The sequence below is a fragment of the Ensifer sp. GW101-20A05 genome, assembly GCF_059424735.1.
On sequence record NZ_JBWKZT010000010.1, the window covers coordinates 16,830 to 41,893 of the forward strand.

At 59.0% G+C, this 25,064-nt stretch carries 29 protein-coding genes and 2 tRNA genes; 19 read left to right on the forward strand and 12 right to left on the reverse strand.

The genetic code is table 11. The annotated features are described in order from the left end of the window. Nucleotides 1–185: 185 nt before the first annotated feature. Nucleotides 186–1,520: a YcbK family protein gene (locus AC070A_RS22530; protein ID WP_113737792.1), complete on the reverse strand. Its 1,335-nt coding sequence runs from the start codon at nt 1,518–1,520 to the stop codon at nt 186–188. Between the two features lie 397 nt (nt 1,521–1,917). Then, entirely contained in the window at nt 1,918–2,358 is a 441-nt protein-coding gene (locus tag AC070A_RS22535) for a VOC family protein (RefSeq protein ID WP_057255868.1), read from the reverse strand. 196 nt (nt 2,359–2,554) lie between these two features. Between AC070A_RS22535 and AC070A_RS22540 the strand changes: the two genes are divergently transcribed. The 3 genes from AC070A_RS22540 to AC070A_RS22550 all read left to right on the forward strand — a co-directional run bounded on the left by AC070A_RS22540 (nt 2,555) and on the right by AC070A_RS22550 (nt 4,444). Beyond that, a complete protein-coding gene (locus tag AC070A_RS22540; protein WP_043623636.1) occupies nt 2,555–3,133 on the forward strand; it encodes a cold-shock protein in 579 nt (192 codons plus the stop codon). Then, a complete protein-coding gene (locus AC070A_RS22545; RefSeq protein ID WP_112996632.1) occupies nt 3,133–3,612 on the forward strand; it encodes a DUF192 domain-containing protein in 480 nt (159 codons plus the stop codon). Before AC070A_RS22540 ends, AC070A_RS22545 begins: the two co-directional genes overlap by 1 nt. Before the next feature lie 184 nt (nt 3,613–3,796). Beyond that, nucleotides 3,797–4,444 (forward strand): outer membrane protein, encoded by a 648-nt coding sequence (locus AC070A_RS22550; protein WP_057255871.1) that lies wholly within the window; start codon nt 3,797–3,799, stop codon nt 4,442–4,444. Between the two features lie 48 nt (nt 4,445–4,492). On the opposite strand, the gene AC070A_RS22555 is transcribed toward AC070A_RS22550, so the two are convergent. Together AC070A_RS22555 and AC070A_RS22560 are read right to left on the reverse strand one after the other, a co-directional pair. Beyond that, nucleotides 4,493–5,134 (reverse strand): DUF1062 domain-containing protein, encoded by a 642-nt coding sequence (locus tag AC070A_RS22555; protein WP_112996633.1) that lies wholly within the window; start codon nt 5,132–5,134, stop codon nt 4,493–4,495. A 490-nt stretch (nt 5,135–5,624) separates the two neighbouring features. Next, nucleotides 5,625–6,809, reverse strand: a complete 1,185-nt coding sequence (locus AC070A_RS22560) for a GGDEF domain-containing protein (protein ID WP_112996634.1) — start codon at nt 6,807–6,809, stop codon at nt 5,625–5,627. A 243-nt stretch (nt 6,810–7,052) separates the two neighbouring features. On the opposite strand from AC070A_RS22560, the gene AC070A_RS22565 reads away from it, so the two are divergent. The 3 genes from AC070A_RS22565 (at nt 7,053) to AC070A_RS22575 (ending at nt 7,800) form a co-directional block, all read left to right on the forward strand. After that, nucleotides 7,053–7,129: transfer RNA gene (locus AC070A_RS22565), tRNA-Pro, on the forward strand. Between the two features lie 252 nt (nt 7,130–7,381). Next, nucleotides 7,382–7,687, forward strand: a complete 306-nt coding sequence (locus tag AC070A_RS22570) for an ETC complex I subunit (protein WP_034791376.1) — start codon at nt 7,382–7,384, stop codon at nt 7,685–7,687. Between the two features lie 36 nt (nt 7,688–7,723). Next, nucleotides 7,724–7,800 (forward strand) — tRNA-Arg (locus AC070A_RS22575). A 498-nt stretch (nt 7,801–8,298) separates the two neighbouring features. Here the strand turns inward: AC070A_RS22575 and AC070A_RS22580 are convergent. Together AC070A_RS22580 and AC070A_RS22585 are read right to left on the reverse strand one after the other, a co-directional pair. Further along, nucleotides 8,299–8,580, reverse strand: coding sequence for a helix-turn-helix domain-containing protein (locus tag AC070A_RS22580; protein WP_492384543.1), 282 nt, complete (start codon nt 8,578–8,580; stop codon nt 8,299–8,301). Next, nucleotides 8,558–9,148, reverse strand: coding sequence for a helix-turn-helix domain-containing protein (locus tag AC070A_RS22585; RefSeq protein WP_492384544.1), 591 nt, complete (start codon nt 9,146–9,148; stop codon nt 8,558–8,560). The genes AC070A_RS22580 and AC070A_RS22585 overlap by 23 nt, the downstream gene beginning before the upstream one ends. Nucleotides 9,149–9,327: 179 nt before the next feature. Between AC070A_RS22585 and AC070A_RS22590 the strand changes: the two genes are divergently transcribed. From AC070A_RS22590 to AC070A_RS22600, 3 genes are read left to right on the forward strand one after another with little or no spacing between them, the layout of a single operon-like run. After that, nucleotides 9,328–9,627: a DUF6634 family protein gene (locus tag AC070A_RS22590; protein WP_492384772.1), complete on the forward strand. Its 300-nt coding sequence runs from the start codon at nt 9,328–9,330 to the stop codon at nt 9,625–9,627. Further along, complete coding sequence (locus AC070A_RS22595; protein WP_492384545.1) at nt 9,624–10,361, forward strand: metallophosphoesterase; 738 nt, start codon at nt 9,624–9,626, stop codon at nt 10,359–10,361. The genes AC070A_RS22590 and AC070A_RS22595 overlap by 4 nt, the downstream gene beginning before the upstream one ends. Next, nucleotides 10,354–12,285 (forward strand): AAA family ATPase, encoded by a 1,932-nt coding sequence (locus tag AC070A_RS22600; RefSeq protein WP_492384546.1) that lies wholly within the window; start codon nt 10,354–10,356, stop codon nt 12,283–12,285. Before AC070A_RS22595 ends, AC070A_RS22600 begins: the two co-directional genes overlap by 8 nt. 440 nt (nt 12,286–12,725) lie before the next feature. Here the strand turns inward: AC070A_RS22600 and AC070A_RS22605 are convergent, their stop codons facing one another. Beyond that, nucleotides 12,726–13,079 (reverse strand): hypothetical protein, encoded by a 354-nt coding sequence (locus tag AC070A_RS22605; protein ID WP_492384547.1) that lies wholly within the window; start codon nt 13,077–13,079, stop codon nt 12,726–12,728. Between the two features lie 241 nt (nt 13,080–13,320). On the opposite strand from AC070A_RS22605, the gene AC070A_RS22610 reads away from it, so the two are divergent. Beyond that, nucleotides 13,321–14,190: a hypothetical protein gene (locus tag AC070A_RS22610; RefSeq protein ID WP_492384548.1), complete on the forward strand. Its 870-nt coding sequence runs from the start codon at nt 13,321–13,323 to the stop codon at nt 14,188–14,190. A 53-nt stretch (nt 14,191–14,243) separates the two neighbouring features. On the opposite strand, the gene AC070A_RS22615 is transcribed toward AC070A_RS22610, so the two are convergent. Continuing rightward, a complete protein-coding gene (locus AC070A_RS22615; RefSeq protein ID WP_492384549.1) occupies nt 14,244–14,423 on the reverse strand; it encodes a hypothetical protein in 180 nt (59 codons plus the stop codon). 128 nt (nt 14,424–14,551) lie between these two features. Here AC070A_RS22615 and AC070A_RS22620 point away from each other — a divergent pair, with 128 nt between their 5' ends. Continuing rightward, a complete protein-coding gene (locus tag AC070A_RS22620) occupies nt 14,552–14,956 on the forward strand; it encodes a hypothetical protein (protein ID WP_492384550.1) in 405 nt (134 codons plus the stop codon). A 315-nt stretch (nt 14,957–15,271) separates the two neighbouring features. Here AC070A_RS22620 and AC070A_RS22625 read toward each other — a convergent pair whose 3' ends face one another. Continuing rightward, nucleotides 15,272–15,505: a hypothetical protein gene (locus AC070A_RS22625; RefSeq protein ID WP_492384551.1), complete on the reverse strand. Its 234-nt coding sequence runs from the start codon at nt 15,503–15,505 to the stop codon at nt 15,272–15,274. Between the two features lie 28 nt (nt 15,506–15,533). Further along, complete coding sequence (locus tag AC070A_RS22630) at nt 15,534–15,959, reverse strand: hypothetical protein (RefSeq protein ID WP_492384552.1); 426 nt, start codon at nt 15,957–15,959, stop codon at nt 15,534–15,536. A 264-nt stretch (nt 15,960–16,223) separates the two neighbouring features. Between AC070A_RS22630 and AC070A_RS22635 the strand changes: the two genes are divergently transcribed. The 6 genes from AC070A_RS22635 to AC070A_RS22660 all read left to right on the forward strand — a co-directional run bounded on the left by AC070A_RS22635 (nt 16,224) and on the right by AC070A_RS22660 (nt 20,714). Further along, nucleotides 16,224–17,039: an Ivy family c-type lysozyme inhibitor gene (locus AC070A_RS22635; protein WP_492384553.1), complete on the forward strand. Its 816-nt coding sequence runs from the start codon at nt 16,224–16,226 to the stop codon at nt 17,037–17,039. Then, on the forward strand, nt 17,018–17,356 hold the full coding sequence (locus AC070A_RS22640; RefSeq protein WP_492384554.1) for a hypothetical protein: 339 nt from the start codon (nt 17,018–17,020) through the stop codon (nt 17,354–17,356). Before AC070A_RS22635 ends, AC070A_RS22640 begins: the two co-directional genes overlap by 22 nt. Nucleotides 17,357–17,503: 147 nt before the next feature. Next, a complete protein-coding gene (locus tag AC070A_RS22645) occupies nt 17,504–18,178 on the forward strand; it encodes an SOS response-associated peptidase (protein ID WP_492384555.1) in 675 nt (224 codons plus the stop codon). 2 nt (nt 18,179–18,180) lie between these two features. Next, a complete protein-coding gene (locus tag AC070A_RS22650; protein WP_492384556.1) occupies nt 18,181–18,462 on the forward strand; it encodes a hypothetical protein in 282 nt (93 codons plus the stop codon). A gap of 4 nt (nt 18,463–18,466) precedes the next feature. Continuing rightward, on the forward strand, nt 18,467–18,976 hold the full coding sequence (locus AC070A_RS22655; RefSeq protein ID WP_492384557.1) for a thermonuclease family protein: 510 nt from the start codon (nt 18,467–18,469) through the stop codon (nt 18,974–18,976). 529 nt (nt 18,977–19,505) lie between these two features. Beyond that, nucleotides 19,506–20,714 (forward strand): trypsin-like peptidase domain-containing protein, encoded by a 1,209-nt coding sequence (locus AC070A_RS22660; RefSeq protein WP_492384558.1) that lies wholly within the window; start codon nt 19,506–19,508, stop codon nt 20,712–20,714. A gap of 79 nt (nt 20,715–20,793) precedes the next feature. Here AC070A_RS22660 and AC070A_RS22665 read toward each other — a convergent pair whose 3' ends face one another. Together AC070A_RS22665 and iolE are read right to left on the reverse strand one after the other, a co-directional pair. After that, nucleotides 20,794–21,705: a COG3904 family protein gene (locus AC070A_RS22665; protein WP_492384773.1), complete on the reverse strand. Its 912-nt coding sequence runs from the start codon at nt 21,703–21,705 to the stop codon at nt 20,794–20,796. Nucleotides 21,706–22,057: 352 nt separating this feature from the next. Further along, a complete protein-coding gene (gene iolE, locus AC070A_RS22670) occupies nt 22,058–22,960 on the reverse strand; it encodes a myo-inosose-2 dehydratase (protein ID WP_492384559.1) in 903 nt (300 codons plus the stop codon). Between the two features lie 348 nt (nt 22,961–23,308). On the opposite strand from iolE, the gene AC070A_RS22675 reads away from it, so the two are divergent. Both AC070A_RS22675 and AC070A_RS22680 read left to right on the forward strand, forming a co-directional pair. Continuing rightward, a complete protein-coding gene (locus tag AC070A_RS22675) occupies nt 23,309–24,424 on the forward strand; it encodes a Gfo/Idh/MocA family protein (protein ID WP_492384560.1) in 1,116 nt (371 codons plus the stop codon). Nucleotides 24,425–24,553: 129 nt separating this feature from the next. Continuing rightward, nucleotides 24,554–25,033, forward strand: a complete 480-nt coding sequence (locus AC070A_RS22680) for a hypothetical protein (RefSeq protein ID WP_492384561.1) — start codon at nt 24,554–24,556, stop codon at nt 25,031–25,033. The last annotated feature ends 31 nt before the right edge of the window (nt 25,034–25,064 follow it).

Genomic DNA, 25,064 nt, shown 5'->3' on the forward strand with positions numbered 1-25,064 from the left:
CTCTTCCCAGAATGAAAATCTGGTGTCCTAACCGATAGACGAAGGGCGCACTCGCTGTGTGGGCGCCTTATAGCCAGCGGATTTGAGAACCGCAAGCGACAATCTTCATATTTCTGTAAAAATTCCACAGTCGCGAGCCGAAGGGTAGATTCCTTGGAATAATCCATGGAAACAAGCGGTTGGCTTCAGCCCTTGCCGCGCCGGCAGCGCCAGTTCCAATCCCGCTGTGCGCCGATGTCGATATGGACCGACTCCGTATGGCAATAGGTGCCGACGCCGCCGCGGCCGGGAACGCTGCGCAGGAATTCGGCAAGATCCCACTTGCTGACGCCCTGGACTTGGATGTCTGCAGCCTCGCAGCGGGTATGCAGCGACTGCTTGGCGCGGTTGACCTTGATCGGCCTGAGGCCGGAGGTGACCATGACCTGCTTGCCGTAATGCGTTTCCACCTTCTTCAGCATCTGCATGAGTTCAGGCTTGAAGCAGCCGGCATCAACCTTCTCGGTCTGCAGGATCAGTCCGCTCCGGGCCAGCCGTGCCAGGCCCGAAAGAGATGCGACCTGAACCGGCGCGCCGTCGTCGTCGTCGCCGAGATGTTCCTCGTGCTCGAAATTATAGAGCGAAGTCAGTTTGACGCCCGGGAGCGTATAGGCGAGGGAGGCCGTCTGCGGCTGGCTCGCGTTGCTGGTGGTAATCGTCTTTTTTTCCGCCGGTTGCACAGCGCGCAGTGCTTCCTGCTGCTTCTCCTTGCGCTTCCCGGCAAAGAGCGTTGCGAGTGTCCAGGTTTTCGGCGCTTCCTTGTCGCCGTCGCTTTCCTTTGCCTCCGCGGTCGCCTGCATCGGTTCCGCGATCGCCACTTCAGCCGCGGCTGGCGCAACCTCTGCATTGGCCAGGGCCTGAGGTGCAGCCGATTTTTCGCCGCCGGCGGCCGCCTCGGCGCTGAGCGGTACGGGGACGGCTGCGGGAAGGGCGTCCGGCGCCGGAGCGGGAGCGTAGGCTGCGACCGCCGTGTCTGCCGGCGCAGCGGTGGCCTCGTTCGCGGCACCCTGTTGCGGCGTCATGATGGGCTGAGGCTGTCGCTGGGTGCCGCTGAACAAGCTGTTGGTGGTTGCGTTCATGGCGGGCTGGCCCGCCGGCAGCGGCACAGTTCCATTGGCCTGCGGCTGGGTATTCGGCATGCCCTGCGTCGCCGCTGCCTGTCCGTAGATGCTGGAAGAAGCGGCACGCAGGCCTGTGTTCTGCATCGTCAGGGACTGGGCTTGCCCGGAATCCTGCGTGGTGGCGGTCTGTTGCGCCTGCGGATCGCTGCCGAGCGCGGCCACCTGCGCATCCCGGACCGTGCCTTGCTCGGCCGATTCGGCCGCCTGGGCCGCTGTCTGTCCCTCAAGGCCCAGCCCGGCGGTGACGTCGTTGTCGGCAACGGCCGACACGCAGCCGCTGAGTGCCAGGAGTGAGACGGATAAAGCTGCCGCCCGCGCAATGGCAGCGAGCACTGCGCCCTTCGTATCCGGATGTTGCAACGTCCTATCCCCGCTCTCCGTGCATGACGGGCGAAACCTTCGCCTTGTCGTGCATTAAGTCTCAGTTCCGAAACATCGCTCAGAACAAACAAACTCATGTTTCTCGCGGCGGTCCGAAAGAACGCCACGGGAAAAGATCAGGCCAAGTACAAAGGGGGTCGCCGCCACGAGACATCGCGGATAGGACCCGGCATCAACGTTTCGCGCGAAAAAATACTCAACGACACGCGATTTGTAAACCGGCGCTAACCTTGAGCCCGCATGTTGCACACATGCAAAGGCCCGGATCGACCGGGCCTTGGATCATTCATAGCTGCTGCTGATCGGCGACTCGGCCATGCCAGCCGGTATGACCGGCCGCATAGGGGCATCCTCGCCAGTCAGAATTGCGCGGGGCTTACCATGCACCGGTATTGGCCATCGAAGCCCAGGGCTCCTGCGCCGGACGGTTCTCGCCCTTCTGCAGGATTTCGATCGAAATGCCATCTGGGGAACGTACGAAGGCCATATGGCCATCGCGCGGCGGGCGGTTGATGGTCACGCCATTGTCCATCAGATGCTGGCAGAAGCCGTAGATATCGTCGACCTCATAGGCGAGGTGACCGAAATTGCGCCCGCCGGTGTAATCTTCCGTATCCCAGTTGTAGGTGAGTTCGAGGCAGGGTGAGAGTTCTCCGCGTGCGCGATCGATGTCGCCGGGGGCCGCGAGGAAAACGAGCGTGAAGCGGCCTTTCTCGTTCTCGTAACGGCGGATTTCGGTCAGGCCGAAAAGCGTGCAGTAGAAGTTCAAGGCCTCGTCCAAATTCTTGACGCGAACCATCGTGTGCAGATAGCGCATTGCAATGTCCCTGTTTTGCAGAAGATGGCGTATACTGAGCCGCCAGCAAGCCAGAGGCAAGGCTGCGTCCGCATATTAGATCTCGGCCAAAATATGCCGAGGGTCTTGCGTATCCGCGGCGGGACGATGTTATTCTGGTCAATAAGAATCAGTTAACCGTATCGGTAGTCGCGCGTAAACGAGGGGCTGGGAGAGAATGGCGGATAGGACATCTTCAAAAGACGTCATGCATGGTGACGACTTTGGCAGTGACGCTCTCGACCTCATCGAAATCACGGGCGTGATCAAATGGTTCGACGTCGCCAAGGGCTTCGGGTTCATCGTGCCTGACAACGGCATGCAGGACGTGCTGGTCCACGTGACCTGCCTGAGGCGCGACGGTTACCAGACGGTTCTCGAGGGCGCGCGCGTCGTGGCTCTCATCCAGAAGCGCGATCGCGGCTACCAGGCGTTCCGCATCCTGTCGATGGATCAGTCGACCGCCGTGCATCCGTCTCAGCTTCCGCCGGTGCGCACCCATGTGCAGGTGACGCCGACCAGCGGCCTCGAACGGGTCCTGGTCAAGTGGTTCAACCGCACCAAGGGCTTCGGCTTCCTGACGCGCGGCGAGGGGACCGAGGACATCTTCGTCCATATGGAGACCCTGCGGCGCTTCGGCCTCACGGAGCTTCGTCCCGGACAGGTTGTCCTTGTGCGCTTCGGCGATGGCGAAAAGGGCCTGATGGCCGCCGAAATCCATCCGGACGGCCCGTCGCCGACGAGCCGGTCGCACTGATGCTCGCGGCACGAGATCTTTCCGGAAAAAGCGCCCTGGTGGCGCTTTTTTTGTTGTTCGTCTTTACCGCTGCCGCGTTGGCCGAGGTGGAGTTCACGAAGGACAAGATGCGGATTGTGACCGCCGACAGGAAGGTGCACGAACTGACAGTCGAACTTGCGGTCGATCCCGACCAGCGCGAGCAGGGGCTGATGTTCCGCCGGTCGATGGCGCCCGATCACGGCATGTTGTTCGATTTCGGTGAAACCCGCCGCGTGATGATGTGGATGAAGAACACCTATCTGCCGCTGGACATGCTGTTCATCGACAACAAGGGCGTGGTGCGGACGATCCGCCAGGGCGCCGTCCCATTTTCCGAAGCGATCATTGATTCCGGCGAGCCGGTCGCCTTCGTTCTCGAGCTCAATGCCGGCACTGTCAAACGCCTTGCTATTCGGGCCGGAGACCGTCTTGAAGGCGCTCGAATCCCGGGGCGATGATCCCGGGGGAGATGATCACAAATCGACAGCTGGCATCCGTTGGCCTTGTAGTTTGGGCATCAGCGCCTAAATCACCTGTATCGAGACGAATCGATCCTTTCGATGACGACTGCAAAGCCTTTTGGGCAGACTTCAACTTAATAAGTTGCTAATATTCTGCCGAAGACGACAGGAGGCATCTGTGATGGTCCGGAGTGTGGTTGTTGCGATCGTGGCGGCCGCTGCGTTCGCGCAAAACACGATGGCGGCAGACCTGACGCCGGCGCTGGAGCCGGCGCCGGTTGTAGAAACGCCGCCCGTTTTCGTATGGACCGGCGGGTATGTCGGCCTTCAGGGCGGTGGCGGCTGGCTGAATGGCGATTTCAGCGCGCCCGGCGGCAGCGGTTCAGAAGATTTCAACGGCGGCTTGCTCGGTGCCTTTGCCGGTTTCAACTATCAGCAGGGTGATTGGGTCTACGGCATCGAGGGCGATGTCAACTACAACTGGAATGACAAGAGCGTCGATGTTGGCGGAACCTCCGCCGAAGTCGGCACCGATGTCTCCGGCGCGATACGCGGACGCGTCGGCTATGTGCTGAACGACAAAGCGCTGCTTTACGGGGCAGGAGGCTGGGCGGTCACCCGCGGCTTCGTCGATGTGCCCGGAGCCTCGAAGGAGAAAGAGACCTTCAACGGTTGGACGATCGGCGCCGGTGTGGATTATTCGTTCACCGACAACGTCTTCGGGCGCGCCGAGTATCGCTACAACGACTATGGCGACAAGGACATCGGCGGCGTCAACGTCGATCTCGATCAGCAGCAGTTCACCATCGGCGTCGGTGTAAAATTCTGACCAATGCGCAGGCAGCGCCAGCATCTGGCCGCCGCTTCCTTGATTCGTTCATGCAGGCTGCAATATTCCCCCTGCGCGATCGGCAATTTCGCCGCGATCGCCTTCGTCCGAGAGATCGAGAGCCACGCGCAGACCGTTTCGGATGGGCCGTTGCAACGCCTTGCGTGAGCCGGACAGCAGCGTAAGCCGTCCTGCTTCCTCAAGCCGGACGAGCCTGTTGCGCGACAGGCCGAGTTCCGCCGACAGCAGGCGATCCGCCCGCATACTGACTGCCAACGGCACCTCAAGGACGATCTCAAGATGGGTACAGGCGTCCCGCGGTTGAGCGACGACGCGCCTTGTCACATGGCAATCGGCGAATTCTTCGATCTTGTCGGTGCTTCGGCGAAGGCCCTCGACGTCGAACGAGACCCGGCGAATCCAGCCCGGGTCGCTATTCTGAAGCGCGTCGAGCGTATCGGGCGCGATGTCGCGGACATACTGCCGCTCGAAGATCGGGCGATTCCAGGTGTCGTCGCAGTCGGCGCAGCGATAGATCAGCCAGGCATCCAGCCGCCGGCCGTTGGCGTTCAGCCGCGTCTTGCCGCTGCATTCGAATGGGCGCGCGCCGCGGCAGCGGCTGCAGGCGAGCCAGGGGCGCGGCGCGGCTTGTGGTTCAATGGTCCACAGGACCGTCAATGTGTGAGACATGTCGTCTGGTTCTTCCAATAGGAAGTCCATCGAGACGACGGTTTGAGTACCCGTTCCGGGGACGCGGTCTGGCAGCGTTTGTAGGTGATGGTTCCGCCTGGTGGTGTTGCACCGGGCTTGAGATCGGCAATGCCATTCCGGTCTCGAACCGTCACCTCAACGAACGCGTGAAATATCATACCGATAGCGTCGGGCGCTATCGGGCGTACGGGGTGAAACTAGCGAGACCGGATTTTACAAAGGCAAAGCGAAACTCTAGGCGAGACAGCGCGATTGTGGCTGCGTGCCCGTTCTACACCGCGGCGTGTGCCGCGCAAAGTGCGGAGTTGCCGTGCCTACGCGCCATGGTGGCTTTTTGCTCGGAATAGGTGAAATTTGGCCACAGGCAATTTCGCTCAATAGGAGTAGTATGAGGCATTACACCTCCAATCTGGAGCGGCCTCTGCATTAGGACGGCCGCTTCTTTTTTGGACGGCGTAGCCGTTCCTCCTCAGCCGACGCGGCCGAAACTCAGCTCCATTGACAATGAAGCAGGTGCAGTCGCTGCGGAAAATGACGTGACGCGGTTGCGACCGCTGCGCTTGGCCTCGTAGAGCGCCGCGTCTGCCCTGTTGAACAGGTCCTCCCACGAACCTTCGTCGCCGCCGGCTGCGAGGCCCATGCTGACACTGAGCACTATGCGTTGCTCGTTGCCGATCACCACGAGTTCTTCGACGGCGCGACGCAGGCGCTCGGCGATGACAAGCGCCTGCGCTTCGCTGGTCTGCGGCAGGTAGAGGCCGAACTCTTCCCCGCCAAGGCGGGCGAAGCAATCGCCCTTTCTGAGGTTCTTCCTCATCAGATCGGCAAAGGCGATCAGCGCCTGGTCGCCGGCTTGGTGGCCATAGCGATCGTTGATGCGCTTGAAGAAGTCCAGATCCATGACGATGAGGCAGTCGCCATGCCAGTTTGATCCAGGCAGTTGCGTGAGAAACCAGCGTCGGTTGCGCGCGCCGGTCAAGGCATCGGTGTCGGCTGAACACCTGAGCTCGGCTTCGGCCCTCTCCTTGACGAGGACGAGCGCAAAAAGGGCGATCGCGAAGTGGCATATGATCGAGAGGAAAAAGGCGTAGGTGGTGGTGATCGGTATGACGCCCGGCTTCACAAGACCGATCACCACGGCAAGGCAGAGGCTGGCACCGATGGTCATGGCCGCCGCAAACAGCGCGCGTACCGGCAGCGGCTCCCTGTTGCGATCGGCGATGACGGCGAGGGCGGCGGCCGCCAGAAATGCAAAGGCGGTGGCATTGAACACACTGGCGCGGATGTAGTTGACCACATGGAAATGCGTGGCAAGACCGATTGCTGCGCCCGCGGCCGGTATCGAAAGTGCCAGCCAGTCCGCCTTGCGTCGCCGGCCAGCGCTCAAGCGGCGCACACCGATCCAGAACAGCGCATAACCGCCGATCCCGAGCGTGAAGCTCGAAAGCGTCCACAGATAGGCCGGCAGCAGCTGCTGTTCGCCGTAGCCGGCGAGCGTCGACGCAAGAGCTAGGAAGAAGAAGCCGCTCGCGAGAATTCCGAGACCTTCATCCCGCGGCGATTGCCAGCGGGCATAAAGAAAGCAGAACGCGCCGACGAGGAACGACGATTTGTGAAGCAGCAGAACGGTGGTGAGATCGAGTTGGGTGTTCATGGAATGATGCTCGGGCGGGCTTGGGAGGCTGGCGCGGTGCAGTTGTGCACCCTTGGCTCTAGCGGCAATGGATTTAGCGATTACTAAACTCGAATGATAAACACACACGTTTGTCCCATTTCGGGACATTTCTGCCAGCCGAGGGCCATGCGCGGGACGAATGCAGGTTTTATCAGTGTGGACGTCAACGAAATTACATGTTGCAGGCCAAGGGCGAAGCGTGTATCTCCGGCGCCGTTGGCACGGAGTGTAGCGCAGTCTGGTAGCGCATCTGGTTTGGGACCAGAGGGTCGGGAGTTCGAATCTCTCCACTCCGACCATCGTAACGCCGAAGGTGGCGTTCCTGATCTCCCTGCGTCTTTTCACTTCGTCAGATATTGCCTTTTGGGCACTTGTTGAACGGCGACTGCAGGGCCGTGTCAGCGAAACCTGTATCCCGCGCGGTCGTCTAGCCGAAAAGCCGAATTTATCCGGCCAAAAGTCATTCCGTTTTAAATCAATCTGCGTTATGGGATGACGGAATGCTGGCGCCCGTGAATGTTGCCAGCGAAAGTATGGAGCCGTTCGAAACCATGTCCGCAAAGATCTATCGTCCAGCAAAGACCGCCATGCAGTCTGGCAAGGCCAAGACGAATCTGTGGGTGCTGGAGTTTGATCAGGAAAAGCCGCGCACGATCGACCCGATCATGGGCTACACCAGCTCCGGCGACATGAAACAGCAACTGCGGCTGACCTTCGAAAACGCCGAGCAGGCCATCGCTTATGCGGAGCGCAACGGCATCGAATACCGCGTGATCGCGCCGAAGGAAGCGACGCGAAAGAGCGTGTCATATCCGGACAACTTCCGTTTCAACCGGATGCAGCCCTGGACCCACTAAGTCCTCCGGTCGCATTCGACGGGCAAAGCCCGGGACGGCCCCTTAGCTCAGTTGGATAGAGCACCTGCCTTCTAAGCAGGTTGTCGCAGGTTCGAATCCTGCAGGGGTCGCCACTCTTTCAGGGACTTGCGGCGCGCGCGCCCGAAATCGCCGCGCCCCGGGCGGCAGGGCAGTCCCGACCGCCATCGTGAAGCTTAGCAAAAATCATAAGATAAATCAATACTTTACGCGCAATGCAATTGGGCAGCAACGCTTACCGTTGTTAGGAAATTGGGAGAACCTGCCTGATAAGGCGCTTGTCGCTGGTTCGACTCCGAGCGGAACGCCAGCATTTCCGCGGGACGAGCCGATTCGCCAAAACCTCTGGCAGCGATTTGGGCAGCATCCGCTTGCTTCGCGCTCGGGTCGGGGCGAAGCCATGAGAAGGCGAGAAGTTCTCCGCCTTTCTCTCGCGACTAGAGCAAAGTCTACAGGATGTTCGCGCCGATAAACAGCGCTCAAGGACTTCGGAGATCGAGGCGCGGCGGTTTGACCGCCGGAAAGGCGACGCGCCAGCCCCTGTGAAAGGTCGCAGTAAACACGGATGGAACGGCGTCCGGGCGGTAAGGCCGCTAGACAACTTTGATGTGAAGGGAAGCGCGGTCCGAACGCCAACGCACACCGGCACCCACGAGTTCGTTCCGTTTGTCGTTCTCGGCGATAAACTGTACGCTGTGGGCCTCGAACACTTGCCGGAGCTTGCCGCTGGCATAGGCGGTCAGCGGTCTCTTGTTTCGTTCGAAGTCGCTGAGGGCCTTCTGCGAAACACCCGATCTGCGCGCCAGCTCAACCTGGCTCCAGTCGAGCAGCGCACGGGCGGCCCGTATCATGTCAGCGGTCAACAACGTCGCCATTCGCTACGACCTCTCCCGAAACGTCCGATGACTTCGGCTCCGCCCATCTCACGCCGACGCAAAAATACCGTCCTGTCTCGACATCTCCCCAGCCGGTAAACCGGACGCCCGAAGCTTCGTAGAATGCTCGCAGCTGTGCCGACGGAGCGGACCACGTCGCGCCGCGTTCGAGCGCGCGTATGGTTTTCAATGGAAGCTCGCTCTTTTCCGCCACGAAAGCCTGCTCCCTATTGAGCAGGCTCCGCGCCGCGAGAAATGAAGCCCCATAAGGCAGGCTGCGAAACTCCTTGGAATCGGAAAGGTCCGGGCGCGGCCCCGGCGGGCCTCGCCATCTCGCGCCCGCGCAGGCGATTTCCCTCCCGATCGTCGCCTGACCCAGGAATTCGATCCCTTGGCTTTCGTAGAACCGGATCAGCTGGAGGTTCGTTTCCAGGAGAGAATTCTTCTCGCTCTCAGCGGCCGAAAGAGCCTTCTGCGTCATCCCAGCAGCCGCTGCGGCCTCTCTCTGGGAGAGGCCAAGCAGGGCGCGCGCCACCCGGAGTGTGTCAGCTGAGGTTGGTGTCTTCATGCATCGGAGAAGCCGGTCACGAAAAAAAATGTCAACAAAGCGTTTTTAGGGTCTTTAAATACGTCAAAGAATCGAATTATGGTCACTTATGAAGTGCTAAAGGATATCAAAAGGAAATCGCTGTGGACGATGACGCTGATTCGGCTTTTCGACGGTGGTTTGGGATGCCGCGAGCAAATATGGCGGCAAAGCTAAGGTCACTGGCGCACGATCTTGAAACTTTGAACAGTGTCGACGACCCAGGTGCGCCGCCGGCCGTGGCAATCAACAGCTGGGCGCTCGCGCAACGCCCTGTTCCGTGTTTGATAGGACGAACGCTGGGCCACCCTTCCATAGGCGATGGAAGACCTGCGCTGTCGAGCGAACTCTTCTATCTCGATTCCGAACGCGGGATCGCTCGAACGATGTCGCGATGGTATCGGCTGGGTACCCGTGTCGATCCCGACTATTGGAACAGACGGGACGCGGGGCGGTCATGAAGGCCTGGATATTCTCCGATCTCCACACCGAGTTCGACGAAAGGCCCGGTCCGTTGAACGTTCCCGAGGCCGATGTCTGCATTTGCGCTGGGGACGTCTGCGATGGAGGACCTGCCAGGACCGTCCGCTTTCTCGGAGAACACGTCTCGCGGTCGATGCCGGTAATTCTGGTCCCCGGCAATCACGAGTATTACCGCTCGTCGATCTTAGAGGGCTTGAAGGAGGCGCTGGATACCGCGTCGCAGCGCTACCCCAATGTCCACGTTTTGAGCCGTCGCGCGATCACACTTGGAGGATTTCGTTTCGTCGGCGCGACGCTGTGGAGCGACTTCAACCTCTACGGCAACATGTCGTGGGCGATGCGTTGCGCCCAGAACGAACTGAACGACTATCGCAAAATCAAGGCTTCGAAAGAGCCGTTCCAGCGGTTCACCTCTGGCCATGCGAGCGGCTTCGGCCCGACGGTCGTCGTGACGCATCACGCGCCGAGTGTTCTGTCTCTGGCTCCGGAATTCGTCGGGAATCCGCTGACGCCGAGCTTCGTCTCCAACCTTGAGCCCGATATCGCTAAGTACCAGCCGGTCGCTTGGATACACGGCCATCTGCACAATCGAAGCGACTACACCATCGTGGACACCCGGGTGATCTGTAACCCACGCGGCTACCCGGATGAACCGGTCCCCGATTTCGATCCGGGTCTTGTAATCGACCTGGGGGGGCACACAGGTGACTAGACGTTCCGACAAGCGGTCTCGCTGCCCCTGGAAACTGTCGAAACCGAACGACGATCCTTACGTCACCCTGCCGGTTTTCCTCGCCTATTGCGGGGTCGCGGCGGCCCTTCGCCGCTGGAATCGAAAGAACTCGAAGTTCATCGCCATCCTGCAAGTCGAGAACGACTGCTACCTGCCGATTTATTCCCAGGCTGCTGAAGTCTTTCTGATGGGGCTTTGGGACGAGCGGGACTACAATCCTTGCATCAGCGCCTGGGACGAACATCGTCACCGCGACCAGATCGTGGCCCAGAAGAAGGGCCAAGCGATCTTCTTCGCGGAGCCCGGACGGCAGTTCGACACGGAAGCATGGCTCCTTGCCGATGTCGTCGCGGATGTCCGGCCTCCGACGAGAAGGCAGGCGGAGGCCGCGCTGCGACGCTTTGGTCTGCCGGTGACCAAAAGGGACGTCGATATCCTGGTGTCAGAGTCTTGGTCTCGACTTCACCAGGCATTCCCGACACGTCGCCAGCCGATAGCCGCGCTGGAGCGGCTGCGACAACATCCTCGCGCCGTCCCGACTGCTGGAGCGGAGGAACTCAACGGGCCAACGCTGGACGAAATGCACGGGTTCGGACCGCTCCTAAAGTGGGGGCGCGACCTCGCGGCAGACCTCGCCGACTACAAGGCGGGCCAAATTCCTTGGGAGGACGTCGACCCCGGAGTCTTGATTTCCGGTCCACCGGGCTCTGGAAAAACGATGTTCGCCGGCGCGCTGGCCAAAACCTGCGGTGTCCCTTTGGTTTACGGTTCGGTTTCAGAATGGCAGACGGCGGGTGCTCTCGACAACCATCTGAAGGCGATGCGTGCTTCTTTCGAGGAAGCCGAGGCAAAAGCCCCGGCGATCCTTTTCGTCGACGAGGTCGATACGTTCGGAGACCGAAGCGAAACCGACCGCAACCGAGGCTATATGCGCGCCGTGATCGCGGCGTTTCTCCAGTTGTTGGACGGGTTCAACCGCCGCAAGGGTGTCATCGTCGTTTCTGCGTGCAACAACCCCGAACAGCTTGACCCGGCACTCCGCCGGCCGGGTCGGCTCGGCCAGCCTTTCGAGGTGGCGCTGCCTGACGAAAACGCCAGGCGTTCGATCCTCAAGTATCACAGCGGGATAGACCTCGATCCAAACCAGGCCGAGCAGTTCGCGCTCGCGACCGAGGGCTACTCCGGAGCCGACATCGGGCAACTCGTGCGGTTTGCGAAACGATCGGCACGAAGACGAAGGGAGGACCTGGCCGGCACGCACATCGTAGGCGAATTGCCGCCGGCACCCGAGCTTCCGCCGGATTACCTTCGTTCCGTCGCTGTCCACGAAGCGGGACACGCCATTGTCGCCGTCGAACTCGGGTTTGGGGAACTGGTGAGCGTCAATATCGCCAGCTACGCCATACCCGGAAACGGTGATCAGGTCGGCGGGGCGATCTACGCGATGCCGCGGCACATGCGCAGGACCAGGGCTGCGTACCTTGACAATATCGCGGTGACTTTGGCGGGGATCGCAGCCGAAACCGTGGTGTTCGAAGCCTTCTTCGACGGCGCGGCCGGTTCCCACAATGCCGACCTGAACACCGTGACCAGGACGGCAACTCTCTTGGAGGCCGGCCTCGGCATGGGACACACACTGATGGTCGCGGACAATGCCCCGAGCCGCCTCGATGCCCTTCGTGCCAGCGATCCCGAATTGCGGAAGCGGGTGCACGACATCATCGCCAGCGAGTTCGAGCGATCAAAGGAGATCATCCGCAGCAGACGCGCCGCGTTGGATGAGATCGCCGGACGATTGGTCGAAGAGAAATCGCTAGCGGGCGATGAGGTGCGGGAGATTATCGAAAGACGCCGTCGTCCGACGGTCAGCCTTGCGAAGCTTCCGCGCAGCATGGGAGCGTAGACATGCCACGGAAACGCAAATCGCGAAAGAAGCGCGGCTCTCGGTCGATCAAGGCGAAGGGGCGAGCGGGGCAGCGCTCTGACGAGTGTTCTTTCGGTTCGGGTCTCGATGAGGTCGGATTTCGTCCGCTGGGGAGGCGCATACTGGTGTCAAAACAACCATTAAAGGGATCGCAGGCAGAAAAGTCCTCAGGAACAGAATCGATAGCTTCGAAGACGGCCGGTCGCCTGACGTCATGTTCTGACGACCCTTTGGGTTATGACACAAGCGATCCGTCGTGGGTTCGAAAGGCGGTTGAGGATGCCTTGTCAGGTGCGAATAAGAAGGTGATTGAGAAGGAGATTCGGGCGGCGCTACGGCGGTGGAAGCTGCGATAGCCGCCCTCGCCACACGGTAGAGCGTTCCTTTGCGGTTCCGACACGTTTCTGGATCGAAAAGGTTCAACTGGGCAGATACTCGCGGCCTGGACTCGAAGCGACTCCAGTTTCGCTGCTGCAACGGCGAGAGCGCAGCAAGTCGACGGAGGCAAACCAAGAGAAACGTTTCCTCCTCAGTGCTTGAAGCGAACTCGAAATCGCGGCTTCGGCATCCTCTCCGCGATACCAGATCGTTCCCCCCGCCTCAAAAATCCAGCATTCGTAGTCCGGATTCCGATCGCTATTCTGAGGCGCGCCCTCGCGAATGGCGGATGTATATGGTTCTTGCTCGTCATAACGCACGCCATAAGCCTGGAGCAGCGCCGCCGCGGTGCGATAGAGACAAGCAAGACAGTCGGCCTGGTCGCTCGTCGCCATTCTTGTCCGTAACAGGATCGCAGACGCCACATGCCAGAAGCAGCGGATTCCATGCCCTCGTACATAGGCTCTCCGGCCTTGGTTGAAAAAACCAGAGCATGTTTTCAAGCACCGCCTCGATCTCAAAGCACTGCCCGCTATGGTTTGCCCTTGGGACATCTTTGCATTGGTGGACATCCTTGTATTGGTGCAGGTTGATTACTACCGTGTCACCTTGGATTGCTAGGGTTGAAGGTGTGTAATGATTCCCGTCGATTTCATCGTTGAGGCGGACCAGAAATTGATGGAGCAGGGGGTCCCGCTCCACGCCCGCCCGATGCGAGTCGCATTTGACTGGGCACGAGCAAACAAATTCGGAGGGCACCTTATGGCTCCCGAGATTTGGACGCCGCTGAACGCCGTTTACGATTCGTTGTATCCATCGGAGAAGCGTTACATGCCTCCGCTACTGCTTGGAGGCGTCGGATTTCGAGATCAAATGTATCCCACTCGTGTCACCGTTGGTTTCGGGACGTTCAAGATCGTCTTCCTTGATTGCATCGATATTTCGAAAGCCGAACTGGAGGCTATTTGGCAGCGAAGGCCGGAGGAAATCTACCGGGCAACATATTCGGTCGCCGACCTATGGGATTTTGCCTACGGAACAGAGGATTTCGGACAGAACCCATCAACCTATCATGGCCAGCTTTGGAATAATGCCAGGAGCGCGATCACGAGCGCTGCCCTGGACCTTACGCGGGACTATGCCTTCGATTCATCTGTTCAATCATCCTGCCTTGCCGCCGAACTTTCAATGAAAGGTGCGCTGGCTTATAAGGGGTGGACGGACGATCAGCTTACAAACCTGCGCCACAACTTGCCGAAAATTGCTAAAGAGCTTTGCGCAACCTGTCCCTCCACAACGGACGCCCGGTTACAAGCTGCCTGTGGTAAATTCCCTGATTATGTTCGGTCGCGCTACAAGGACCACGGGCTTAGCAAAATTCACCTGATAGAGTTGGCCATGCGCGCCCAATACGTAGCGGCGGACGCGATCCGCCGGGTATCTCAACGGAACATTGCCGGCGGCCTAGAGAGACGGGGCGATTTACCACCGCGTAAAGAAATCTGAGACATCGAAACGGGCAGCGTCTTTGTTTTGCAAAGGTCGCGCCGCGCACACGATCAGGGCTTGGTTATTTCTTTCTGTACCAAGACTTCCATTTGGGCATTGCCGTCATCGTCGGTCTCATTCCAAACAGTGATATCAATCTTATGATCGGGGAATCTCTGCCGTTCATACGCCATCCGCACGTCATAGGCATGCCGCTTCTCGGCTTCCGTCAAAACTCTCTTCTTGCTCACGACGATCTCCAGTGTTCTGCTGACCCAAGACATATGGGAGTTCGCCGGGGGCGCAGCAACACGCGCGCGTGATGAATATGGCAGACATGCGAATAACCGATAGGCACGTGGAGGACTTTGGACGCTTCATGCATCTGATGCCGCACGGACAAGACCTGACGCTAGTTATCCTAAAGGGGCATCTCCTGATTGAAGAACAAGTACGTTATCTTGTTAGGGCACAACTGAAGAAACCGGAGGCTCTGGATGACGCCCGACTGAATTGCCATCAGGCCATCTGCTTGGCCGAGGCGCTTTGCCCCCAGCCGGACGACCTGTGGAAGTCAGTCAGGAAATTGAACAAAATTCGGAACGACATAGCGCACAACGTGATACCGCCCGGCGGCTTGCCCGACCGTATAGCAGCCTTTGCAGAGGCGACCTTGCCAGATGCAGGGTCGTGGAGTTCGGACGCCCAGCCGCGGTTTGAATTTGCGCTGTGGTTCCTCTTCAATACTATATCCTTGCTGGTCGAGCCGGCCAACCAAGAGTGAGGCGTACGCACGGCGCAAACTAAGCAATACCCCTCATGGGCGGATGCGATCAGCCCCACACTGGAACCGGTTGCATGTCGGCTGCATCGAACGAATGGCAGCCAGTGTAGGCCATTGTAAACGTTGCGGAATTTTCCGAACCCTTCAAAGGCTCATCACTGGCACGCATCCAGCAAACCGCAGGATCGCAACACAAAAAAGCATGTAATTTCAAGGACGTAGAATGGTGCCCGGAGGCGGAGTTGAACTACCGACACGCGGATTTTCAATCCTGAGTGCCGATAACATTCCTTGGTAGCCAGAAATCGGACGATGTTAAGCGAAGGAAGCGGCTTGCAGATCGATGATGAGGGCATCGATTTTCCCGCGAATATCATGATCGACCGAATCCATCTCCATGGCTCTCAAGAGGTAATCCAGCACGTTCTGCCGATCGTTGGGCGCAATATCGGATAATGTCTTTGTTGCCAGCTCCCGATTGAGATCGGCGGCGTCACTGGCGGAAATGGTGCCGCCTTCATCGAGCTTGAGAAAACCCTGCAATGTCATGGTGCTTTTCCTTCGTAGGGGGCCAAGTTCAAGTTAGCGTCGCGAATCTATGCCAAGCTTCCCGAAACTGCGGCTGATCATATGCGGACGGCTGGAGCCAAATCGAGGCCGCGCCAGTCCTGCTTTTCGCCGGATCGCTGTGGTGGCAAAGCGCCTTCACCTCTTTCAACGTCATGATGAAGCAGACCGGGGCCTCGGTTTTAGCCTTGATCGTGATGATCCACCAATCCGACCTCAGATTGGCGAGATTTCCGCCAAGCCCAACAGGGTCTCGCTTCGTCAGCCCTTTGCTTTGAACTCCGAAGAAAATCGTCTCGCCGTCGTTCGCGCAAAACAGGTCGCTGCCTTTTGCATTTCTGGAAGTCAGCATGACGTTCCAGCCCCTGCGGGACAATTGCCATGCAGCATAGTGCATGGCGGCGTTGCCCGTGACTTGTGATGATTTTACGTCCACGCTCCACTCCCGACTGCTAGCGACGTCGGTAAGTGTCTACGCGAGATTTCTAAACGGCCACCTTATTGCCACAGGCCAAATTCCCCGGCAGCGACTCGGGCGCGATGCCAGTGTCGGAAATTAGATTTGCTCTCAGCGACACGTGCCGCCCACTTAGGCGCATTCGCGCGGCGGACCGCCAAAGTTGGTGATGCAAGGAACAAATGCGAATTGCCCTGACGTTTACGGTGGGTTACAAACTACCGTTGATTGCGGGAGGGCTGCATGAGACGAAGCATTTCAGTTGTGGCGTTTGCCGTTTTAATTGCGGGAGTTCAGTCAGCGAACGCGATCGACATCGAAATTCTTTTCGGACACACCGTTCGTATCGAGGGCGAATACCCTGAGCGCGCCTTGAAACTCGATGATCGCGAATTGCACCGCAATGCCATTCTCCTTTTCGACGAACTGGTCATGGTGGGCAGCGTTCCGGCATTAATCGGCAGCAGTTCGAATGGGGGCAACGCCTGCGACGCCAGCCCTTTCGTTCTCTCATTCCCGCCTGGCGGCAAGCCACGTTTTGATGGTCCGATCGAGGCTTGTGCTCAAATCGGACGTGAGGTCTTCGAGGACAAGGTCGTATTCTCGACCAACAACATCCCAGGGAAGGGCCGGGAGCAATGGTCCTGGACACCTGCCGACGGCCTGAAGGAGTTGGGCGTCGTGGCATTTGTCCCCGAAGACCAATCGGGCTGGCAAGTGCTGAGGGAACGCGCTTTTCAGCACCCTTCCGACGCTCTCAAGAACGCCGAAATCGCCTCAACGCTCAAGTCCCTCCTCGAAGCTGATTTCGATGCTTTTCAGGAAATTATTACCGGGACGGGCGGCGGCGAGTTCAAAAGCGACGACTACGTTGGGACGACATGCACGCCGCATATGTGTCGGGAACAGGAGGCGTTGCTCTTCCTGTCGGCCAAGGATCGACGAGCCTACGCGGCTTGGAAGCCATACGAGAAGAAAATCGTCGTTCACCCGCCCGTCACAGAGTGGCCCGAGAAAGCAAAGCAGGAACTGAGAGCATGGGCAGGAAAGTGGAAATAGCGGCCGCCGCGGCAATCATGTTCATGGAAGGGATGATGCCAGCCGTGGCGCAGGAGATGCCGCGTTACAATCCGGCGGGCTATTGCCAGAAGGTTGCTGATGTCTCGGGCGGTTCGTCGATGATCTACAACTCTTGCATCGACATGGAACAGAATGCCTACAATAAACGGAAGGCAAACTGGACCTCGCTCCCAGCGAAATCGCGAAGCTACTGCGATGAAGTCGCTAGGGTGAGCGGTGGCTCCTACACCATCCTGGACTCGTGCATCGACATGGAGGCCGATGCGTCTGCCTCCACCCCCGAATTCAAGTTCTAAAACGGGGCGGATATAGCGGGCGAACTCAACGTCATTATGACTCCACTACCTGTACGTGCTATAGTCTGCTTTCAGGTTGTAGATTCTCACCAGGTCGGGTTGCGCCGATATGAGGCTGGCTAGCCGAGACAAGTGGGGGGACGGGGCATGTGTGGACGTTTCACACAGATGATGGAATGGGCGGAGCTCGTGCGGCTCTATCGCTTGACCGACAAATGGTATGGCCGGAACACGCCGGCGCGCTACAACGTTGCGCCGACGCAGACCGTGCCCTTCGTCCATCAGGGGCGCGACGGAGAGCAGGAGCTGAGCGAAGGGCGGTGGTGGCTCGTTCCTTTTTGGGCGAAGGAAATGCCCAAGCACCCGACGTTCAACGCCCGCTCGGAGGAAGCTGACGTCAAACCGTCCTTCAAAGACTCCTTCAAGGCGAAACGCTGTCTCATACCTGCCGATGGTTTCTACGAGTGGACCAAGGCTGAGGACGGCGGAAAGGACCCTTGGTTCATTCACCTGCCGGACCGAGCGCCTTTCTCCTTCGCGGGCCTCTGGGCCTACAACAAGACGCTCGACCTCGTCAGTTGTACGATCCTGACGATGGCGGCGGGCGACCCCATGCAGCAGCTCCACGATCGTCAGCCGGTCATTCTGACACCCGAGGTCTACGACGCGTGGCTTTCGCCGGATACCAGCACACCGGACGCCAAGGCACTGCTCCAGCGCAATTTGGACGGCGATCTGCAGTTCCATCGCGTCTCGCGCGATATAAACTCGTCTAAGTTCGAAGGCGATCCCGGCATCAACGCGGCGTTCGCGGGTGCCTAGCGATGTCCACCTTCTTCACGGAGGCGCTGCCATACCTGTTCACGGGCTTCTCCGGAGCGGTGCTGGTCTGGCTTCTCTTTTGGTACGCCCGGTCGCTGTTGTTCTATTGGAGGAACGGCTGGGATTTCTCGGTCGATTTCGGCCCACCAATGGCTTTGGGCGACGAGTTCCAAAAATCAAACGAGATGCGGCCTCGCGAAAAGGTTCTGTGGGGCTATCCAATCACTCTGTTGATCTGCGGCGACATTTTTGGAATGTCGGTCTACTTCTTCTGGGGGCGTTGAGGTTTTGCACACGATGAAATGGGTGGTGGCGGCACTCGCCGGATTGTTGTCCGCATGTCCGGCGTTCGCCGAAGAAGCAGTAACCGGTCGCGCATCCGTGATCGACGGAGACACGATCGAGATCGCTGGTGAGCGGATCAGACTACATGGCGTCGACGCGCCGGAAACCTGGCAGTTATGCGAAGACGGAGACGGGCTCCGATATCGATGTGGCCGGGAGGCAGCCATTATGCTCGACCGGTTCCTCGCAGCATCCAGACCCACGCGCTGCGAGTTTATCGAACGGGATCGCTACCAGCGCTTGGTGGGCGTGTGCTTTCGCGCTGACGGCTCGGAGGTCAATCGCTGGCTGGTCGAGACCGGTCTGGCGGTAGACTGGGTACGATACAGCAACGGAGCCTACGCCGACGCCCAGGGCAGAGCTCGAGCACAGGCCCTGGGTATCTGGAGTGGGTCGTTTCAATTGCCATGCGAAGCGCGAGCGCAGCGGTCGAAACAGCCGCCTTCGTGTTGATCGGTCGCCGCACGCATCGCTTCTCTAACGTGGCAATCTGCCGATCAGAACGACGTTATCGGTCCGGTTGCCACAGTCGCAGCGGAACCGGCTGCGCAGATTCATCAGGTATTGGTCGCCCCAACGCCCTATTACAGCATATTTGTCGACCCACCCGATCCGCCCACATGCGGAGCAGCGCGCACCCAACACCTCCCATTCTTGTAAGCCTTTGATCGTGTTGTACATCGAAGGGTTATGTTCGATGTACGACGACGGCGGGAATGGGGCTTTCAGTCTCATTGCTCTTGCTCACGCGGGATGAGAACAAAATAGGAACATATTCCTACGCAGTCAAGTGATGCCTGGGTACACCAAAACGACAATGCTGTAAAAACACTTGGAAGAGCGGGGCGGCCCGTGGAGTGGGGAGGTCCGGGAGGCGGCATCCAGCTAACCATCAGCTGCCGGACCGTTAAGCCTTCCTGCAATATGTGGTTGAAACCACCTTCGTATGTGCTCTACGGTTTTCGCGATACAGGGGGCAAAAATGACGATTGGCAGGCGCGCGTTTTTGGCGGCTATTCTTACGTCGACGGCGGCAACGAACGCCTTTGCGGAAGAGCCCAGGTCGTCGGGCACAGGTTTCGCGGTTACCGGCGACGGATGGTTGATGACCAACGCCCACGTCGTGGAGGGCTGCGACCGGATCGAGGTCAAGGGCAGAGGAACCGCCTCCGATCCGCGCATCGATTCCACCAATGACCTCGCGCTGATCAAGGTTTCGTCGGATAAGCCGTGGACGCCGCTAACGTTCCGCCGTGCGCCGACGCGGCTCGGCGAGGACATCGTCGCGATCGGCTATCCGCTCGCCGATCTCCTGTCGGATTCTGTCAAGATCACCACTGGCAACGTAAACGCACTCGCGGGCTTGAAAAACGATACGCGGTACATCCAGATTTCGACACCGATCCAGCCGGGCAATTCCGGTGGGCCCGTCGTCGATCGCGATGGGTTTCTGCTCGGCGTAACCAGCGCCACGTTTTCGAAGAAGGCGGCCGACGAGATCGGAATCACTGCTCAGAACGTAAACTTCGCCATTAGGGCGTCGGTCGCCGACCTGTTCATGCAGTCGCAAAGCATCGGGAGCCTTTCGGGTGACAAGGAGGCTGGGCAACCGGTCCTATCTACGGCTGATCTGGCGGACAAAGTTTCTCCGTCGGTTCACCAGGTCCTGTGCTATGGCAAGGCGGAGCTTCAGGCATCGGTGCAGCGTGAGGAAACGGCAACAAGTCTTCCTCGCCCGGTAACTCCTGGGATTCTGCTGGATGCCGCTGGGTACGACGCCATCGGCTTCGATTATGCCACCCTCAAGAATGTCAGCTATCGGGACTGTCGGGATGCGTGCGACAGTGACGGCCAGTGCAAGGCGATCACCTACAACGCCAAACACCGATTCTGCTTCCTCAAGAACAACGTGGTCGCCTTGATCAGGAACGGAGACGCCATGGCCGCCTATTCATCGTCGAAGGCGGCCGACATCATCATGTCGGACTTCACCAGCTATTCGGGCATGGACATCCCCGGCGGTGACTACAAGCGGATCAGGCAGACGAACTACTTGGAGTGCTTTGTATCCTGCGTCGGTGATACGGCTTGCAGGGCGTTCGCTTACGTCGCGAAGAAAAAGGAATGTTGGTTGAAGAACGCCTTGGGACGCCCGAAAGCGGCGAAGGGCATCGATCTGGGCGTAAAGTGACTGGCGGGCAGGCTCACTTATTTCGTTCGCCGGCCGACGCAGCAATCTCGTTCTTGGCGTTCGTGCTGTAGGCCTCGGTTCAGCACCCATCGAGTGCCTTGATTCTGGAGATCAACGTCTTCCCGAACACGTAGACTGTTTGCACGTCGGCTCGCCCGTGGCAGCGCCGGCCGGCGACTGTGGTGTACTCGTACCGTACCCTTACGTCGTCGCGTCCACGCAGCGAGGTCTCGGTGAGCCTGAGCGGCTCCGACATCGCGCCGAAGAAGGCATGGATTGATGCTTCGTTGAAGGACCCCTTACCCCTCTTTTCCGGCACAACCATAGCTGAGGCCGTTTCACCATCGGCCGCAGACAGAGCAGCGTAGAATGCCGTCACCGTTGCCATGGGATCGTGCGGTAACAGCTTGACCTCCTCAGCGGCAGTAAGGGCAGCTCCGGGTAGCAGCGGCTCGAACGAGATGCCGGCGGACGGCGCTTTGTCGGAGGTCAGCCACTCGATTCCTTCCGGCGGGGCGGACGTCACATAGATGATGGCGTTGTCCGGCAACCCGATCTGGTTGAGGTAGGCCCCGACGAGCGCGTTGCCGACGCCACTCTCGCTGGCCTGGCCGTTTATCACCCGATAGGCGGCATGGAATCCAAGCTTCGAGGTGTCATCCAGGAACCGAGGCGAGCCGGCGAGCCATATGAGCGCGCAGGAGGAGGCACAAAGGGTCTGTGGTGGAACTGCGGTTGCGAAGCCCCTGAGTTTTATCGCGCGGCCGATTTCAAGCCCGGCTTGCACATTGCCGCCTTCGCTGTTGAGAACGACGATCGCCTTGTCCGAGGTTGCAGCGATCCTCCGGAAGATGCCGTCGTCGCCTGCGTTGAGAACACCTGTGACCGAGATGAAGTCGATGCCGTCGTCTCCCGGCTCTCGGTTGATTTCCGCCGCTTTCGCGGGAAAAGCAAGAACGGTGGCCAGCAGACCAATAAGAACATAGCGCATCTGACGCACCCCAAGACTGTTCATTGCAATTCAACATTGCGTTTGGGGACTTGCAAGCATGCATTGAATGTCACGTTTTCCAATTAGGACATTCTGCAAGTTCGCCGGCCACTGCCGTTGGCGGACTGCGTTCACAGGCGTCGGCGGCAAGCTCTCGCCTTTCGCAACTTGTGCCAAATGAACCACCGGCCGTTGATCGCGAGAGGCTTTCCGATCGCGGGAGTAGACCGGCGCTAGGTCGCAGCGCCGGTTGCGATTTCAGCAACGCTGATAGGTGGGTGGGAACGATCGTGCGCTCTCAAGCTAACATCTTCAACATTTGCAGCGGTCCGCCGCTCCCTGGATTAAGCAATTAGCTCGATACAACTTCGTAGCCGGCGGCGGCCATGACGCGGAGCAGTTCTTTGTGCCCTACTTTTGCCATTTGGAGCGGAGGGTTTTTGACCGGGTCCTGTTCAGCCTCGACGACAAACCATCCCTCGTAGCCGTAGGACGCCAGCCGCTTCACGATCACTTCGAAATCGAGGCTGCCATCGCCCGGAACAGTGAATGCGCCCCTGATGACGGCATCCAGAAAGCTTTCGGTCCTACGATCGAGAGCGCCGATGACTTCCATTCTGACGTCCTTCGTGTGGACGTGCGTTATCCTCTTGTGATGCTTGTCGATGACGCGCAGCACGTCGCCACCGGCGAATGCCATGTGGCCTGCATCAAACAGCAGAGGCAGGGCCTCGCCGGAGTAGTTCATCAGGAGGTCGAGTTCTTGCTCGGTCTCGATTGGGGCCGCCATGTGGTGATGATATGAAATCGGCATTCCTTGGTCAGAACACCATTCAGCGAACTCAGTCATCTTCCGACCGTAGGCCCTGACTTCGTCCTCGGACAGCCTTCGTTTGGTTGCCAAGGGAGCATTCCGATCGCCTTGAATCGTGCCCGCGGTTTCTCCGTAGACGATGCAGGGCGCGTTCACCGCTTTGAATAGTTCCATCTGCTGGAGGATGCGATCTTTCTCCGCCGCAATGTCGCCGTCCAGCAGAAGACCGGAGAACCAACCGCCGCAGACGCTAATCCCGTAACGGTTCAGGATCGGCTGCAGTACGGCAGCGTCCATCGGAAAACGCCGTCCTGTTTCCATGCCGGTGAAGCCAGCTTGGCTGGCTTCGGACAGGCACCCCTCCAAGGAAATGTCACTGCTGATTTCAGCCAGATCGTCGTTCCACCATGCGATTGGCGCGATCCCTAGTTTCGCTTTCATCCCGGCCTCCCATGTCATTGCCGTCGTTGTGTCGGACCAAACCGATCCGAGCTACGTGAATCCGATATAGAATATATGTTGACACTTCAAGAAATTTGCAACAAATATTGCTAATTGGGAATGGCGCGGTTCCGACGACGAACCGTCGCGCCAGGGGTCGAGGAGAATCCGTCATGAGATCAGATGGTTAGCGCCGACTGACAGAGGCTTTCGAGTCTCGAAAAATCCAAACCAACAAGCACTGGCCGCGTGACCCTCGGTCTCCGCGCGCTTTGTGCTGCGTCTGAAAACGACCACAACAACAGCGGCCGTCGGCTTAGACCGGGCCGCTTCTCGAAGGATATCCTGATGAAAAGGAAGCTCCGCCTCGGCCTAATCGGGTCCGGCTTCATGGGGAAGACCCACGTCTTTGGCTTTGCCGCAGCGCAGAGGGTGTTCGACCTCCCATTCGTAGTGGAACTAGCCTGCATTGCCGATGTGAACATGCAACAGGCGGAGGCGGCCCGATCCTCGCTCGGGTTCGAGAGTGCGACAGACGACTGGCGCACCATGATCGATGATCCCGCCATCGACATTATCGACATCACCGCACCCAACGCCCTTCATAAGGAAATGGCCCTGGCGGCGATTGCCAAGGGAAAACACGTTTACTGCGAGAAACCGCTTGCGCCGCTGGCATCGGATGCAGCGGAAATGACCGAAGCGGCGGAAGTGGCAGGGATCAAAACCCAGGTGGGCTTCAATTACCTCTGCAATCCTATGATCAACCTCGCCAAGCAAATGATCGCGAAGGGCGAGCTCGGCGAGATACGTGGATACCGTGGTCTGCATGCAGAGGACTACATGGCAGACGAACAAGGGCCGTTTACGTTCCGGCATGATCCGGCGGGTGGCGGCGCGCTCGCTGATATCGGCAGCCACGCTTTGGCGACCGCCGAGTTTCTCCTCGGCCCCATCACAAAGGTGATGGGGGACTGCGTGACGATGATCGCCAACCGACCGGACGGGAAGGGCGGTGCGAAGGAGGTCACGACGGATGATGTTACGCGCGCTTTCGTCCGGTTTGCGAATGGTGCCACAGGCTCCATCGAAGGGAACTGGATCGCAACCGGCCGCAAGATGCAGCACGACTTCGAGGTGTACGGCACCAAAGGGGCGCTCGCGTTCTCGCAGGAGCGCTTCAATGAATTGCATTTCTTCTCAACCACGGACGCGAAGGGACGCCAAGGCTTCCGTCGCATAGAAGCCGGCCCCGACCACGCTCCGTATGGGCGGTTCTGCGTTGCGGCAGGACATCAGCTCGGTTTCAACGACCTAAAGGCGATCGAAGTAGCGGGATACCTCGAGGCAATCGCGGGTCTCCGACCGGAACCGTTCAACTTCCGTGCCGGTCTGAGGGTCCAGACGGTAATCGAGACGATCCAGCGCTCGTCCCGGGCCCAGGCGTGGCTTGACGTGGAGTAGGAGACCTGGAAAGCGCCACGGGAAGCTCGCCAATGAGAATAAACCGTAGCGCTTTCGACCATCTGTCGCTCAGAATTCTTGGCGCAAGGCATGTTGATATCGTCTCAAGCAAATGGTTCCGGCGCATGGATGCGCGAACTCGAACTTCAGCGCGAGCGAGCGTGGACTCACTTTCAGCAGATTGTCGCCAAAGACTATCCTGGGAGCGAACGTCCGATTGATATGTTGGAGCGGTCGGTGGTCATCGCCTGTTTTGCTATGACGCGGATGTTCGAGACGGAACAGATTGCCGTCGCGGTAGCCGCCCATAAAATCTCGCTGGAGCTATACGAAATTGGTGTGGATGCCTACGACTTATCCTCAGCCAACTTTTCCCTGAACCGGTGCCCACTTGCCGGCAAGGCGGAAATGACTGCTCGAGAGTTCGCCACGCAGGTTACGGTCTGCTCGAATATCGTCGTTGCGTGTTGGGACGATAGACTTCCCGAGGGGATGTTTATCTCGTTCAAAGATCGGTCGCGGCCATCCGAAATGCTCTTTCTGACACTCAGTGATTTCATGAAGATCACCGGGCAAATGATTGGTGGGGAACGCGTTTTCGAGGCATGATCGCTGCCTATCGGAATCGACAATAGCCTCT